Origin of the sequence: Acinetobacter sp. UBA6526 (genome assembly GCF_002434875.1) — a bacterium.
GTDB classification, from domain to species: Bacteria; Pseudomonadota; Gammaproteobacteria; order Pseudomonadales; family Moraxellaceae; genus Acinetobacter; species Acinetobacter venetianus.
Map to the genome: position 1 here is coordinate 945 of NZ_DJLC01000247.1, position 550 is coordinate 1494.

Sequence of the window (550 nt, forward strand, 5' to 3'; positions counted from 1 at the left end):
TTTTCATCAAACTCATTATTTGAAGTATCTAGAATTTCAATTGCATCACCATAGGTCGAAGCAATGCTTGAAGTGAGTACCACACGTTTAACGGATTCAGTACGGTTGACACTATTGAGGACATTTTCAGTACCTTTCACTGCAGGCTCAATAATGTCTTTTACCGCATCTTTATAATTAGTCACAACGAAAGGTGATGCGGTATGAATCACTACCTCACAGCCTTGCATTGCATCATCAAAAGAATTTGGATCAAGTAAATCTGCTTTGAAAAATTGGATTTGTCCAGATGACTTCTCGGCGATGTCATAAAGATGTTGGATTTTATCGGTTTTAGATGGATCACGAACAGTCGCATTCACCTTATATCCTTGATTTAATAGCCGTTCAATAATCCAGCCAGCGATATAACCTGTTGCTCCAGTGACCAAGATTGGTGTGCTTTTATTCATTTCTTTTTCCACATTGTATTTTTGTGATTGCTCTTATTTAGCGAATTTTGCTTGAACAAACAACAGCTGACCAGTCATTTTTTTAAATTTATTGATTA

General features: G+C 36.4%; 1 protein-coding gene. It reads right to left on the reverse strand.

Translation table 11 applies throughout. The features are described from left to right. A partial coding sequence (locus tag B4237_RS17130) for an NAD-dependent epimerase/dehydratase family protein (protein WP_286944090.1) occupies positions 1 to 452 on the reverse strand: 452 nt, incomplete at its 3' end. Between the last annotated feature and the right edge of the window lie 98 nt (positions 453 to 550).